Annotated in this window: 10 protein-coding genes and 1 tRNA gene; 3 read left to right on the forward strand and 8 right to left on the reverse strand. The window is 66.8% G+C overall.

The window, feature by feature from the left end:
* Nucleotides 1-173: 173 nt before the first annotated feature.
* From pheT to CP557_RS16230, 3 genes are all read right to left on the reverse strand, one after another.
* Nucleotides 174-1,937 (reverse strand): phenylalanine--tRNA ligase subunit beta, encoded by a 1,764-nt coding sequence (gene pheT / locus CP557_RS16220; protein ID WP_097380860.1) that lies wholly within the window; start codon nt 1,935-1,937, stop codon nt 174-176.
* Entirely contained in the window at nt 1,937-3,463 is a 1,527-nt protein-coding gene (pheS, locus tag CP557_RS16225) for a phenylalanine--tRNA ligase subunit alpha (protein ID WP_097380861.1), read from the reverse strand. Before pheS ends, pheT begins: the two co-directional genes overlap by 1 nt.
* A gap of 283 nt (nt 3,464-3,746) precedes the next feature.
* Complete coding sequence (locus CP557_RS16230) at nt 3,747-5,057, reverse strand: hypothetical protein (RefSeq protein WP_394340602.1); 1,311 nt, start codon at nt 5,055-5,057, stop codon at nt 3,747-3,749.
* Nucleotides 5,058-5,351: 294 nt separating this feature from the next.
* Between CP557_RS16230 and CP557_RS16235 the strand changes: the two genes are divergently transcribed.
* Complete coding sequence (locus tag CP557_RS16235) at nt 5,352-7,343, forward strand: PAS domain-containing sensor histidine kinase (protein WP_245853040.1); 1,992 nt, start codon at nt 5,352-5,354, stop codon at nt 7,341-7,343.
* Nucleotides 7,344-7,391: 48 nt separating this feature from the next.
* On the opposite strand, the gene CP557_RS16240 is transcribed toward CP557_RS16235, so the two are convergent.
* Nucleotides 7,392-8,984, reverse strand: coding sequence for a tryptophan--tRNA ligase (locus tag CP557_RS16240; protein ID WP_097380864.1), 1,593 nt, complete (start codon nt 8,982-8,984; stop codon nt 7,392-7,394).
* 176 nt (nt 8,985-9,160) lie between these two features.
* On the opposite strand from CP557_RS16240, the gene CP557_RS16245 reads away from it, so the two are divergent.
* Complete coding sequence (locus CP557_RS16245) at nt 9,161-9,520, forward strand: hypothetical protein (RefSeq protein ID WP_143825084.1); 360 nt, start codon at nt 9,161-9,163, stop codon at nt 9,518-9,520.
* A gap of 86 nt (nt 9,521-9,606) precedes the next feature.
* Nucleotides 9,607-10,533 carry an ornithine cyclodeaminase family protein gene (locus CP557_RS16250; protein WP_097380866.1) on the forward strand — a complete coding sequence of 309 codons (927 nt, stop codon included), beginning with the start codon at nt 9,607-9,609 and terminating at the stop codon, nt 10,531-10,533.
* A 33-nt stretch (nt 10,534-10,566) separates the two neighbouring features.
* Here CP557_RS16250 and CP557_RS16255 read toward each other — a convergent pair whose 3' ends face one another.
* From CP557_RS16255 to CP557_RS16270, 4 genes are all read right to left on the reverse strand, one after another.
* Entirely contained in the window at nt 10,567-11,709 is a 1,143-nt protein-coding gene (locus CP557_RS16255; RefSeq protein ID WP_097380867.1) for an FtsZ/tubulin family protein, read from the reverse strand.
* A gap of 103 nt (nt 11,710-11,812) precedes the next feature.
* Nucleotides 11,813-12,877 carry a tRNA-intron lyase gene (gene endA, locus CP557_RS16260; protein ID WP_097380868.1) on the reverse strand — a complete coding sequence of 355 codons (1,065 nt, stop codon included), beginning with the start codon at nt 12,875-12,877 and terminating at the stop codon, nt 11,813-11,815.
* A gap of 111 nt (nt 12,878-12,988) precedes the next feature.
* Nucleotides 12,989-13,765, reverse strand: a complete 777-nt coding sequence (locus tag CP557_RS16265) for a DUF91 domain-containing protein (RefSeq protein ID WP_097381682.1) — start codon at nt 13,763-13,765, stop codon at nt 12,989-12,991.
* Between the two features lie 400 nt (nt 13,766-14,165).
* Nucleotides 14,166-14,239: transfer RNA gene (locus tag CP557_RS16270), tRNA-Ile, on the reverse strand.
* Nucleotides 14,240-14,252: the final 13 nt, after the last annotated feature.

Genomic DNA, 14,252 nt, shown 5'->3' on the forward strand with positions numbered 1-14,252 from the left:
ACAGCCGGCCGGAAAAGAACCGCTCGCTTCGTTCCCGGTCCTATCGGAGCGCCTCAAGGTCGAACTCGAAGGCCGCGCACCCACCTTTTTTCCGTTCGGATGGCTCGCGATGCTCGCCACCACTCACGCAAAAAATCTGGACCAAAAAAGAACCGCTCGCTTCGCTCGCGGCCCTACCGGAGCGCCTCGAGGTCGAACTCGAAGGCCGACACCGGCACCTCGAGGTCGTGTTCGACGAGTACCTTCGGGTGGACCTCGCCGATGATGCCGACGTCCTCGCCGTCGATGACGACCGCCGCGGTTCGACCCGAAATGAAGGTCGGGTGGTCGGTGGGTGGCGTCTCGAGGTCGACGTCGAAGTTGCGAGCGAGCGCCTGCAGCCGTGCCTTGGCGTCCTCGTAGCCGGCGTCGTGGTGGGCGAGGACGGCTCCGACGCGGCGACCCTCGCTAACGCCGGTGTTTTCGCTCTCGTCGACCGCGGCCGCGAAGCCGATCTCCGCGAGGTTCTGGGGATACGCGCGGTGGGTGTTGCGCTCGAGGACCATCAACAGCGACGGCATGACCCAGGTCCGCAGCATGGTGAAGTCCTCGCTGTAGGGCTCTTTGATGGTCGCCGGCTCGCCGGCCCCGTAGACGTCGTCACCGGGGGCCACGTCGAGCCGGTCGTAGTTCTCTTCCTCGCTGATCATGTGGAAGTTCAGCAGGTCCTCGAAGCCCAGGCCGACGAGGCCCTCACGGACCGCGCGCTCGAGCCGGGAGCGCTCGTGGCGGCCGCCGACGGTCCCCACGTCGGGATAGCGGGGCTCGAGTTCGTTGAAGCCGTAGGCTCGCCCGAGGTCGTCGATGACGTCCAGCGGGTGGAGCACGTCGACGCGGTAGGGCGGGATGGTGACCTCGTAGACGAGATCACCGTTCTCGTTCTCTTCTTTCGCCGCCTCGAGCCCCGACCGCTCGGCGAGGTCGATCACCTCGTCGGGATCGAGGCCGATGCCGAGGATGGTCTCGATGCGGTCGTGGGCGACCGTCTTCGTCTTCATCGAGAGATCCGGGCGGACGAGTTTGCGTCCGCCGGACGCAGTCCGGCTCCCGTTCGAGTCCGCGTTCGCGGACTCGCTATCTGGATACTCGACCGTCACCTCCTCGAGCGTGGCTCCCCGAGCCGACAGCGCGTAGCAGACGATGTTCAGCATCTTGTCGATCGTCCACTGATCGGTGCCGGTCATCTCGACGAACAGGTCCCGCGAGTCCGTCGACACTTCGGTGCGCCGGCCGTTGATGACCGGTGGGAACGAGAACAGCCCGAGATCGTCGTAGATCGCCGGATAGCGCTCGTACTCGCTGACGAGATCGGCGTAGGTCTGTCCCGTCCCGTGGTCCTCGAGCACGTCTGCCGGCGTCATCTCCTGATCGGAGTCGAGGGGGACGAACCGGTCCTCGTCGGGTTCGACGCCGACGTACTGGATGGTCGGATTGCCTTCGGTGGCAGCAGTCCCTTTCAGCATCGTCAGGTCGTGGATCCCGATCGCGCCCTTCGCGCGCTTGCGCCCCATCGTCGCGTGGAGCTTCTCCTGGAGCTGAATGAGGGACTCGAGGGCCTCCTCGTCCAGATCCACGTCGCGGACGACCGCGCCGGTGACGTACGGACGCTCGTCGGGGACCGACGGCGCGACCTCGATCGTCCAGTCGGGGGAGTTAGGCGAGGGGACGTGCACCCCGCGTGCGTCGCCGTACTGGTAGCGCATCGATCGGGCGACGCCCTCGACGGAGAGCCGATCGAGCCGGTCGGGCGCGAACTCGAGTTCGAACTCGCCGTCCTCCGTCCGCCCCTCGAACTCGAGGCCGAGGCCGAACAGGTCCTCCTGTAGCTCTTCGTCGCTCTTCTCGTCGTGACCGGTCAGGTCGCGCAGTTCGTCGGGGTCGATGTCGACCGTGGGCATCAGTAGGTCACCTCCGTTTCGCGCAGCAGTTCCAGATCACACAGCGTCCCGTGGATGTCGCGGATGTCCTCGAAGCCGTACATCAGCATGAGCAGTCGCTCGAGAGCGAGTCCCCAGGCCATCACGTCGCACTCGACGCCGAGGGGTTCGAGCATCTCCTCGCGGAAGATCCCCGAGTTGCCGATCTCGACGAGTTCGCCGGTCGTCGGGTGGGTGCCAAACAGCTCGAAGCTGGGTTCGGTGTAGGGGTTGTAGTGGGGTTTGAACTGGATGTCCGTGATCCCGAACTGAGCGTAAAACTCCTCGAAGGTCCCCATCAGATCGCGCACCGAGAGGTCCTCGGCCATCACCCACCCCTCGATCTGGAAGAACTCGAGCAAGTGCGTCGGGTCGAGCGTGTCGTTTCGGTATACCTTCTCGACGCTGAAGTACCGCTGTGGCGGCTCGAGATCGCCGATCTCCTCGCCGGAGAGATAGCGCGTCGACAGCGACGTGGTGTGCCCGCGCAGCGCGAGCGCCCGCGCGAAGTCCTCGTCCCACGGCGAGTGATACCCCTCGCCGTCCGGGCCGACGCCCTCCCGGTGAGCACGTTCGACGCGGTCGACGAGGTCGTCGGGGAGGTCGTCGATGTGGGTCGGCTGCTCGAGGGCGAACCGGTCCCAGTGGGTGCGTGCGGGATGGTCCTGGGGCATGAACAGGCAGTCGTTGATCCAGAAGTCCGCGTCGACGTGGGGGCCTTCCATCTCCTGGAAGCCCATGCCGACGAGGACGTCTTTGACGCGCTCGGCGGTCTGGCGCAGGATGTGGACCTTCCCGCCGTCGAAGCGCTCGGCGTCGGCCTCGACGTTGTACTCGGAGAACTCGACGTCCTCCCACTCGCCGCTGGTGAGTAGCTCCGGCGTGACCTGACCGACCGTCTCGGCCGTCTCGATCCCCGCCATCAGCTCCGTCACCGCGCGCTCGGTCAGGGTTACCTCGCGGACCGTCGACTCGTGGCGCTCGAGCAGGCCGCGGCGCTCGAGCTGGTCGATGGTGTCCTCGTCGACGGCGACGCTATCGACCGGCGCATCGTCCACGTCGTCGAGCGCCGCGAGCGCGTTCGCCTCCGCGTCGGCGTCCGGATCCGCGTCGGCATCGGCGGTGAGCTCGCCGCTGTCGATGACGCCGTAGCCCTTGCGCGCGTAGTTCGAGAGCGCGATGTCGACCGCACCGCCCTCGAGCCCCGACGCGCCGATGACCTGCCCCATCGAGACGGGGTCGGCGTCGGCACCGGCTTCGAGGGCGGCCTCGTACAGTCGGATCTCGGGCAATCCCGCCTCGGCGTAGTCGTGTCCCTCGTCGGTGAGCGTGACCGTTTCGTCGACGCGTTCGCTGACGGCGACCAGTCCCTCGTCCTCGAGTTCGAAGACGGCCCCGGTGACGGTTTCGGGCGGGAGTTCGGTCGCCGCGGCGAGGGCGTCGACGGACGTTGCCTCGTCCGCGTTCGCGGTCTCCAAGACCGCGACCTGTTGTGCTGGCAGTTGCATTCGCTTGTTCGTATCCCTGCGTGTCGGTTAGTTAGCGGTTCCGATACTGTGCGGGGACGGTTCCCCGCTGGGGCCTCGAACGGTCGGTTTCGCCGCGAGCACTCGATGTGAGGGCTCGCGAATCCACCGGCCCGGATCACCGGGCGAAGAAGAAACCGAATCCCGATCGCGGCCGCTGTGGTCGGGTGCCGTCACTGGCACGAACCTGGGATTCGGCTGCCATACTCGAGACCACTCGTGAGCGGCCTAAAAACGTTGTGATGTGGGCTACCACACGACAGGACTATCCGTCCGATAGCCGCATCGTCTCGAGCGAGCCCGTCTCTACCCACTCGAATCCCGACTCCTCGGCCGCTGCGGTCGCGTCGGGTGGCTCGACGGGGGCACACTCGTCGTCGAACTCGATACGGGTCTCGGTGGGCTCGACGGCCGGCAGCTCCGGGAGGAACTCGTCGTCCTCGAGCAAGCCTCGAACGGAGACCGTTCCACCGGCGTCGAGCGCCGCACCGACGGCGCGGTAGCGGTCGTCCTCGGACTGGGGGTCCAGATCCGTCCCGAACGAGTCGTTCTCGACGCGCGTGGTCGTTGTCGATCCCGACAGCGTCCCGAACTCGGTCGTCCGCGTCGACGACTCGTCGGCCCCTGCCGATCGATCACGGCGACTCGAGTCGACCGACGACCGTCCGGAATCGCTCGTCTCGGTCGAACCGTCGTCGGGACGCGTCCGCGAAACCGACGGCTCGCCGCGGAGTTCGAAGCCGTCGATTTCGCGTCGCTCGTCCGACGTGGACGCCCCCGAAGTCGACGGCTGAGTCGAGTCGGTCGCCGCCGCCGAAGACGGCTCGGCGTCCTCGATGAGGGAGTCGACGCTCCCGGGATCCGGGTCGGTCTGCCCGTGGCTCTCGTACTCGAGTGCCCACGGCGGCCAGGGGTCGGCATCGGGATCGAAACCGTGGCTATCGGCCCCGAGTGCGGACGCTCCGTCGGGTGACGCCCCAGGAACGTACGCCGCGAGTCCGTACTCGGGACACAGCGGGCGATCGAACGCCTCGATCCGCGGTCCGTACCGCTCGCGGAGTCGCTCGAGTTCGGGTTCGGCCGCCAGCACGGCACGCCAGCGATCGACGCCCGACGAGAGGAGGATGAACCGTGCGTCGGTCCCGGCGAGGACGGTCTCGGTGATCGTCCACAGGACCGCGGGGAGGTTATCGGATGCGAGCGGCGTTTCGGGATAGGTAACCGTCGCCTCGCGGCTCCGCCCGTGGGGATCGGTCGCGGTCAGTTCCAGTCCCCCGGGCGTGGCCGAACCCGCGAGCGACCAGCCGATCGCCTCGAAGGCGGCCTCGAGTTCCGCTTCGAGATCGGCCCGCGAGTACCGCGCCGCACAGGCGATGCCACGGTCGCTTCGCGCGATGGTCCGCCGGAGCACCGTCGTCCGATCGACGCCCGTCGAAAGGACATCGGCCACTGCGTCCTCGAGGCCGTTCTCCTCGGCTGACTCGCCGGCGAGATCGGTCGCCGTGACACCGAACGATCCGAGGACATCGGCAGCGACCAGCAGGTCGTCGGTCGGATCGCGGGAGGGCCGAGCCATCACCATTTTTCGTATTCACAACTGACCGTATATATCTTCGTCAGACACGGACCCGTCATCGCGAGCACAGCCGACGTCTCCACGAGTCGGCTCTCGACGACCGGTCACTCCAGGGGGTTCGCTGCCACAACGTCCAAGACGTTCGATTCCGTCTACACCGACGATGATCGATTCGAAGGGGTATCTCGCTCGGATTCCGGGCTGCGAAAGCGGCCGTGCCGAACGATGGGGTGCGAATCGACGGCTCTCTCGAGGACGGTTCGCGACCGAGTCGAACCGGCGTCTCGGCGCCCTATGACCGAACAGACGTCACACGACGAGGAGGCGATCCAACGGCGTCCCGACGATTGCGAGACCATACAGCTACTGATCGGGGACGACGGGTGCCGAACGACGGTCCGGAACCTGCTGACCGACCAGTACGAACTCACGACCGACCGATCCGTTTCGGATGCGGATCTATTTGTCGTCGGGGACGACCGCTTTGCCACGCACGAGTCGGAGTTGCGACGGCGAGCCCGACGACCGGCGTTTTGCCCCGTCGTAGTGATACGTTGCGATCCGCGAGCGGATGCGATGTCGCTGCCGGATCCCCACGCCAGCGACGAGCCGACACTCGTCGATGCGGTCCTCCGGACGCCACTCGATAGCGCGACCCTTCGGCGTCGACTGCAGTCCCTGCTCGTCCGTCGGCGTCAATCGCTCGCCCTACAAAACCGACAGTCGGCCTCGGACGAGCGAGACGGGGATCGCCACCGTATCGAACGCTCCGGGAGTCAGCACGGTCGCGCCGACTCCGGCGACGATCCCGACGGCAACCCCTCCGTCTCCGTTCCCGACGTCACGGACGGGGCGGGAGACGACCGGTACGAATCGATCCTCAATCGAACCTACCAGTTCACGGGATTGCTCGAGCCCGACGGGACGGTGATCGAGGTCAACGACGCCGCGCTCGAGTTCGGCGGCATCGACCGTGAGGCGATCATCGGAACCCCCATCTGGGAGGCCTACTGGTTCCGTCGTTCGGAGTCGCTCCAGCGACGGACGAAATCGGATATCGAACGGGCCGCCGGCGGTGAGTTCGTCCGCCGGACGATCGAAGTACAGGGCGCGGACGACACCGCGATCATCGACTTTTCGATCCGTCCCGTTCGGGACGAACAGGGAGCCGTAACGCTGCTCGTCCCGGAGGGACGGGATATCACCGAACTCGACGATCGAAGACGGGAGTTACAGCGGTCCGAACGACGATTCGAGGCCGTCTTCGAGGACCCGAAGATGCTCGCCGCACTGCTCGATCCCGACGGGACGGTCCGTCGGGTCAACCAGACCGCGATGGCGTACGTCGAGCCCGACCACGCGGCGATACGGGGCGAGCCGTTCTGGGAGACGCCCTGGTGGGACGACGGCGCAAGGGAGGACCTCCGTCGGTGGATCGACCGCGCGGCTGACGGCGAATACGTCGAATACGAGCGCGAACACGTCGGCAAGGGGGCCGATACGTTCACCGTCGTCGGCACGATCCGGCCGGTCACGAACGACGAAGACGACGTGGTTTCGCTCATCGTCTCCGCCCACGACATCACCGAACGCAAGCGACGCGAGCGCGAGCGCGAGCGCACGAACGACCAACTCGAACGGTTCGCCAGCATCGTGAGCCACGACCTCCGGAACCCGTTGAACGTCCTCGCGGGCTCGCTGGAGATGGCCGCGGAAACGGGCGACGGGGAACAGTTCGATCACTGCCGTGACGCGATCGACCGAATGGACAGACTCATCGAGGACCTGTTGACCCTCGCACGACAGGGCGAACGCGTCGACTCGGTCGCGGCCGTCGATCTGCAACGGCTCGCGGCCGACTGCTGGCGAACCGTCGAAACGAACGCCGGGTCCCTTCGATTCGACGGTACGGTGACGATTCACGCCGACGAGGGACGAGCGCGCCAGTTGCTGGAAAACCTGTTTCGAAACGCGATCGAACACGGCTCCACGAACCCCGACTTGCAGACCCAGCAGGACGCCGTGGAACACGGCGACAATGGGATCACCGTCACCGTCGGCGGGCTCGACGACGGGTTCTACGTCGAGGACGACGGTCACGGGATCCCGCCCGACGAACGCCAGCGCGTGTTCGACAACGGCTATTCGACGACGCCCGACGGGACCGGGTTCGGCCTCGCGATCGTCGAGACGATCGCTGTGGCACACGGCTGGGGGATCCGGCTCGTCGAGAGCGACGCCGGCGGCGCTCGGTTCGAATTCACCGACGCTACCGAGACCGATTGAGCACGACCGAGCGCCGTCCCCGGATTCGAGCGCCGTCTCCGCGCTCGGTCACCGTCGCCGTGGCGACTCGAGTTCGATATCGGCGTCCTCGAGCAACTCCTCGACCTCCTCGCGTTTCTCCTGGTGTTCCGCGAGGAACTCCCGCATGAGCTGGGCGGCCTGCTCCTTGCAGTCGCCACAGAGCCGTTCGCCGCCGACGCACTCGTCGTAGACCCGCTTTGCGAACTCGTCGTCGTCCCCCGCCAACAGGTAAGCGTAGAGTTCGTAGACGGGACACTCGTCGGCCTTTCCACCCTTCTCGCGCTGTTCCTCGGCGGTCTCGCGGCCACCGGTCGTCGCCGCCTTGACCTTGTCGTAGCCGTCTTCGGGATCGTCGAGCAGCGAGATGTGACTCGCCGGGATCGAGGAGGACATCTTGCCGCCGGTCAAACCGGTCATAAAGCGGTGATAGATCGACGACGGCGGCTGGAACCCGTAGCCGCCGTTGTCGACCTCGACCTCGCGGGCGAGGTCCTCGGCCGCGGCGCGGTCGATCTCGAAGGCGTCGACGTGGCTCTCGTAGACCCGTTTCTCGCCCTCGATGGCGTCGATCAGCGCGTCGAAGGCGTCGTCGGTCGCCCGCCGATCGAAAAAGCGGGTCCGGGGGCGGACCGGCTCCATGCCGGCTTCGTTCAACTTCGTCAGGGCCGAACTCAGCGTGTCCGCGCTCACGTCCAGTTCCGACAGCGGCGTCTCCTCGAGCGCCTCGGCGACGTGGACGCACCGAAGGGTGTCGTCGTCGAAGTCGGCGGGGTCGAGTCGCTCGTAGAACTCGGCGACCAGGGCGCGCTCGTCGTCCTCGAGTTCGAAGCTCGCGTAGGCCTTCGAGACCTTGAAAAAGCGCATTCGCTCGGCGAGGTCCCGGGCCAGCCGGACGTGGGGATCCTGGTCCGGGCCGACCGGGATCACGGTCGGCTTTGGCTCCTCGAGTTGCGGGTAGAGGATGTCGGCCATCTGCGTGACGACCGACTGCATGTGGGAGACGTCGGTCTCGCCGTCGAATCCGTAGATCGCCTGGAACTCCGAGAAATTGGCCTCCGCGCCCAGATCGAAGGCCAGATCCTGCACCTCGCGGTTGGTCGACTGCCGGTAGAGTTCCCCCTCCTCGGGGTCGAAACCGAGCGCGAGCAACGAGAGGAGGTAGTTACGCGCGTGCTCGTCGATCTCGTCCCAGCTCAGCCCGCGGGCCGAGTTGGCCTCGAGGTCGGCGATCAGGCCGTAGGCGTCGGCCCCCTGCTCCTGGTGCCAGATGATCTCGTCGAAGACCAGTTTGTGCCCGATGTGGGGGTCGCCGGTGGGCATGAATCCGGACAGAACGGCGGCCGGCTCGTCGTTTTGCAGGGCCTTCGCGACCGGGCGGTAGTCCCGATGGCCGAAGATGACGCCCCGACGCATCAGGTAGTGGGGGTTTGGCACCTGCTCGAGTATTTCGTCGAACTCCTCGATGCCGAACTCCTCGAACAGCTTCCGGTAGTCGGAGACGCTCGAAGATCCCCAGGGGTCCAGTGCCACGTCGTCGGCACCAGCGGCACCTCCATCGGTCAGCGGTTCCCCGGTCGTCGGTTCCCCGGACTCCTCCTCGAGTGGGTCGTCTCCGGTCATTAGGTGCGTTTTGGCGCGCCGGCGCGCAAAAGCCTTCGGCTTCGGTTGCGCCGTCAACGTCGGCCTCTGTCGGCTGGTATCACGGTTCGGGTGTGAAAACGTTATCCTCTCGACAATATTATATCTATGAATCTAGAAAATAAATTTAATACAATCAGCGTTGCGCGTGGCACTGTATGTCGTCGAACGATGATCGGAAAACTCGGCGTAGCGTGCTGAAACTGAGCGCGACGACGCTCGCGACCGGTGCCGTCGGGATCGCGGCGACCGGGACGGCCTCGGCGTCGTACTTCGGTAAGGGCCAGCGCGTGCGACTCACCGACCCGGCACCGTGTTGGTACGGCGGCGTCAATAGCTGTGACGACCTGGAGGACTGGTATCAGATGCCCGAGGGAGCGAAGGGAGAGTGCATCGAGAACCAACAGGAGTGGGACTGCGGGACGTTCGTCAAACTCGACCACATCGATTTCAACCTGCCAGCGTACGTCAACACGGACCTCCTGGCCCACGACAACGACATCAACCCCGATCTGTAGGCCCGTCCGACGGGGTTCGGACCGGCCGGTCGTCAGTTCGGTCGGTTCGTTACATCATTAAGTTCTTTCGACGCGACCGTCCGTCCGTGACCGCGTTCCCCATCTTCACCGACGGCGACGTGTACTCGCAGTTCGACTACGACGGGGTCGTCGACGCCATGCGCGACGCCGTCGCCGAACGCGCGGCCGACACGCTCGAGGCCCCGCCGCGCTGGCACGTCGACGTCGGCGAGGGCGATCTCGTCTTCACTGCGGGGGCCGCAACCGGCCCGGCCAACGCGGCCGGCTTCCGGCTCTACGAGACCTACACGAACGGAGACGGCCACACACAACTGGTCGCGGTCCTCGATTCGACGACGGGCAGGTTCGAGGGGCTGTTCGTCGGGCACGCGATCGGCAGGCTCCGAACGGGCGGCATCGGCGGCGTGGCGATCGACGCTCTCGCCCGCGCTGACGGCGAGACACTCGGAATCCTCGGCTCGGGCCATCAGGCTCGAGCGCAGGTCGGCGCGGCGTGTGCCGCCCGCGACTTCCACGAGGTACTGGTCTACAGTCCGACGACCCAGAGCCGCGCGTCCTTCGCGGAGACGGTCGCCGCCGAGGTCGGGCCACCGGTCCGTGCGATCGACGATCCCGAACCGGTCGTCCGCGAGGCCGACGCGCTCGTCTGTGCGACCGACAGCGAGGAGCCGGTCTTCGATCCCGACTGGCTCGCGGCCGGCACCCACGTCACGACGATCGGCCCGCGGTTCCGAGACGGCCACGAACTCCCGCTCGCGGTCGTCGACCGCGCCGACGTCGTCGCCACCGATTCGATCCCACAGGTCGACGACTACGATCGGCCCCACATCGCGACCGGCGAGCATCGCGAACGGCTGGTCGAACTCGCCGACGTCCTCGAGGAGCCCCACCTGGGTCGATCGAACGACGACGATCTCACGCTGTTTTGCTCGGTCGGGCTGGCGGGGACGGAAGTCGTGCTGGGAACGCGATTCCTCGAGGCGTTCGGGTAGCGGTTTCGCGGCCGCCGGAGGCCGACGTCGAAATCAGTCCGCCGCGACCCGTAATTCTTCGAGTCGATCCGATTTCACGCCCGCGAAGACGACCGCCGCGAAGACGCGATCGCCGTCCGGTCGGGGCGCGTCGCCGCCGAGGATTCCCGAGCCGCCGATAGCCGACTCGAGCGTTCGCCGCCCCTCGGCGATCGCCCGGCGGTTGAGCCACGCCGGCGGCCCACCGACGATCAACAGGCCGCGCTCGGCCGTCACGGGATCACACTCGAGGGTGTGCTTGCCGCGGATTCCCTTGCGGACCACGGTCTCGATGGCACTGGCTGCCTCGCTCGTCTCGACGTCGGGCTCCGATGGCAGGAGGCCGAGGCCGAACCGTGAGCCGCTCGTTTCGACCGTCTGCTCGCCGTATCCGAGCGTGACGATGGCCGACTCGTCACCCAGAATGCGGCGGACGTCGCTCGTATCGATGACCGTCTGGGCGACCGCACCGTCCGAATCACCACCGCTGGCGAAGACGGCCGCAACTCGCGTCGCCAGCTCGCGGTTACAGCGATCGCGACCGTCGACGAGCCCTTCGCCGGGGCGGAGCCACGCGTCGGTATCGAACGCGATGATCGCGCTCGCGAGCCCGTCGAGTCGCTCGAGACTCTCGATCGCGTTCGCTGCCGCGTCGGGCCGCGGTGGCCCGTCGTCGGCGTGATCGCTCGTTCGATGGCCAGCACTCGACGTATCGGCCTCCGCGTCGAACTCCCGGTCGGCAGGCAGCGTCGCGAGGACGTAGACCGGCGCGTCGTATCGACGCTGCAGCGCCGCGACGAGTGCGGGAGCTGTGCCGCCGCCGGTCGCCCCGCCGAGACCGACCGTGAGGAGCACGGCGTCGGCCGCCAGCGAGGTCCCCCGACCTCCCTCGAGCGCCCCGAGCAGTTCGTCGACGGACTCCTGGCCGATCGCCAGCCCTCGCTCGAGGCCGGCGTCGGGATCGCCGTCACGATCGCTCGCGTCCTCGCCGTACTGAAACCGGTGTGACTCGGGAATGACGGTTCGCGCGAGGTCGTCCGCGTCGGTGTCGAACGCGAAGACGTCAGTGAGAAACGAGTGGTCCGCCGGCTCCGCCGCCCGGATCGCGTCGGCGATCCGACAGCCCGCGCCGCCGACGCCGATCACCTCGAGTTGCATGCTCCGATCCTCGGCCGTTGGGGTTTTCAGACTATCGGACACCACGATTCGCCCGTCGATCAGGATACCGCTCGCGGGAGTAGACGTCCGACTCGAGGACCGATCAGGGGGTCAGTCGCTCGAGGGACCACCACTCGATTCCCGCCTCGGGATCGACCAGCGCGAACACCATCGTCTTCCGAACGCCGTGGGCGAGCCGGACGTCCAGCGCCAGATCGCGGGGTTCGAAGACGTATCCCGCCGGATGGACCCGAACGAGTAGTTCGGAGTGTCCGAGGTTCTCGACGGATTCCACGTCGGCGTAGGTCCGGAAATCCGCACCGAATTTGTAGCCCGTTTTCGGAACGACCCCGCGTTCCCGCAGGGCCGTGTAGACGGTCAGCCGCCGATCGAACCGTTCCCCCTCGACCTCGCGGCCCCGCTCGCGGACCGTTTCGGGCTCGAGATCGATCGCTCCCCGCTCGGCGAGATAGGTCGCCTCGAGCAGGGAACACTGCAGCGTCGGCTCGTCGTACTCCCGGCCCTCGAGGGGCTGGCCGTAGAACGTGTGCTCGTAAAGGGAGGTCGGCGGCTCCCAGACCACGACCCGATCGGCGAGGAGGTCGGCTTCGCAGGCCTCGGGGAGCGTGGCGTCGGAACCGGACGTTCCGGTCGGATCCCGGCGTCCGACCTCGAAGTACGTGATTTCGCTCTCCTCGTCGACGACCGCCAGGACGCCCGGCCGAAGTTCGGCGGCGGGGATGTCGGTTCGCTCGCCGACGATCCGCAGGGCGTAGGCGATCTCGCCGTCACGGGGACCCTTCCCACGGGGGAAGACCGCGAAGTCCGCCTCGCCGCCGGGCGGGTCCGGTACCCACGGCTCCGCGTTCGGCGAGAGGTAAAACCCCCGCGAGCGCAGATCCGCGTAGACGAGGAATCGAACGCCGAAATCCTCGCCGGGTTCCCGGGCGACGAACTCCCGGAACCCCAGGCGCTGGCCGCGTTCCCCGTCGACCACCGCCTCGAGGTCACCCCGGTAGAGCAGGTGGGCCGCCTCGACCGGCGCGAGCGCGATCTCGTTGCCCTCGAGCGGATAGCCATACCCCCGCGAGTCGTGATACCGCTGGCGCGCATCGCCCCCCACGTGGACGACGCCCTCGTCCGTCTCGAACCGCCCCTCGAGTGACATAGCCGGGTTTTGACTGGCTGGCACTAAGTGGCTGCGGATCGATTCCTCGTCGGCCGGGTTCGTCTGCTGGCCGGACGACCGTCCCGCGAAAACTCACTTCCGCGAGGACGGTCAGTCGTCGGCCGCGGATTCCGTCTCGAGTGGGGCCTCGAGCGCACGGTCGCAGGTCGCGTCGAGACAGCGGATGCCGCTGGCGGTTTCGAACGTCGGGAGCCCGCAGCCGCATTCGCCGTCGACGACGCCGGCGGGAACGGCGAAGCCGGTATCGCAGTCGGGGTAGTGTTCGCAGCCGGCGATGAGCCCGCCGCGGCGGAGGATCCGCAGGTCGCCGTCACAGTCCGGGGCCGGACACGCCCACTCGCGGTCGAACGCCTGTTTGACCGCCGCGTCGAGGGACTCACAGCCGCGGTCGAGGCAGACGTTGAACGCGAGGCCGCGCTCGACGCGCATCTTCGGGAGTCCACAGTCGCAATCGCACTGTTCGTCCCGAACCGTCGCGTCCGCCGGCACGCCGTACCGATCGCCACAGCTGACGCAGTGGACGCCACTCGAGCGGACGAGCGCGCCTCCACAGTCGGGACACGTGCCCACGGGCGTGCCGGCCGCGGAGGAGGGGTAATGAGCGAACCCCTCCCGTTCGTGGGCGGCGATCCGCAGCGTCTGCGTGTCCTTTTTCGCCACGAGCGTGAAGCCGTCCCTGCGATCGCTCGAGACGCTGTCGGCCCGCGTCAGCCACGCGACGGGCTGGTAGCCGTCGATATCGTGGACGAGGACGGTGTTGTCCGGCTTGACGATCGTCGTGACTCGTCCGCGATACTCCTCCCGGTCGCTGTCTTCGGCGATGACGGTGCAGTCACCCGCGAGCACGCGGATCGCGTCGTCGATCATGGGCGGTCTGGCCCCGCGTTCGTATTTAAACTCGAGGGCGATCGCACTCGACCCACCGAAAGCGACGAGAGGCTCGTCGAGACGGAACTCGAGAAACGGATCAATCGCCGGTTCGACTCGCGAAATCCCGCGCCGCAGATATGGGCCCACTCGGATTTGAACCGGCGGAAGACGGTCTCACTCGCTTCGCTCGCGAGCATGCGTCTTCCGTAGTTCAAATCCTCGCGGCAGCACGTACTCGGGGCTCACGGAATGGTTCGTCGCGAGAAGTGGGGCAACTCGGATTTGAACCAGAGGCAGACGATCTAGTTCACTACGTTCACCAGCTGCGACTGCCAGGGCTTCAAATCCGAGTTGGATTCAATACTTACGGCTCGCGAAATTGCTCGCCGCAAAAGTATGGGCCAACTCGGATTTGAACCGAGAGCCTCCACCTTATCAGAGTGGCGCTCAACCTAATTGAGCTATTGGCCCGCCGCTCCCTCGT

Source organism: Natrinema ejinorense (genome assembly GCF_002494345.1).
GTDB lineage: Archaea > Halobacteriota > Halobacteria > Halobacteriales > Natrialbaceae > Natrinema > Natrinema longum.

Excerpts from the sequence above, each read along its gene's own strand:
- CP557_RS16265 (WP_097381682.1), bottom strand. The coding sequence starts at position 13,765 with ATGATCGACGACGCGATCCGCGTGCTCGCGGGTGACTGCACCGTCATC.
- pheS (WP_097380861.1), bottom strand. The coding sequence starts at position 3,463 with ATGCAACTGCCAGCACAACAGGTCGCGGTCTTGGAGACCGCGAACGCG.
- CP557_RS16230 (WP_394340602.1), bottom strand. The coding sequence starts at position 5,057 with ATGGCTCGGCCCTCCCGCGATCCGACCGACGACCTGCTGGTCGCTGCC.
- endA (WP_097380868.1), bottom strand. The coding sequence starts at position 12,877 with ATGTCACTCGAGGGGCGGTTCGAGACGGACGAGGGCGTCGTCCACGTG.
- CP557_RS16240 (WP_097380864.1), bottom strand. The coding sequence starts at position 8,984 with ATGACCGGAGACGACCCACTCGAGGAGGAGTCCGGGGAACCGACGACC.
- pheT (WP_097380860.1), bottom strand. The coding sequence starts at position 1,937 with ATGCCCACGGTCGACATCGACCCCGACGAACTGCGCGACCTGACCGGT.
- CP557_RS16255 (WP_097380867.1), bottom strand. The coding sequence starts at position 11,709 with ATGCAACTCGAGGTGATCGGCGTCGGCGGCGCGGGCTGTCGGATCGCC.
- CP557_RS16235 (WP_245853040.1), top strand. The coding sequence starts at position 5,352 with ATGACCGAACAGACGTCACACGACGAGGAGGCGATCCAACGGCGTCCC.
- CP557_RS16245 (WP_143825084.1), top strand. The coding sequence starts at position 9,161 with ATGTCGTCGAACGATGATCGGAAAACTCGGCGTAGCGTGCTGAAACTG.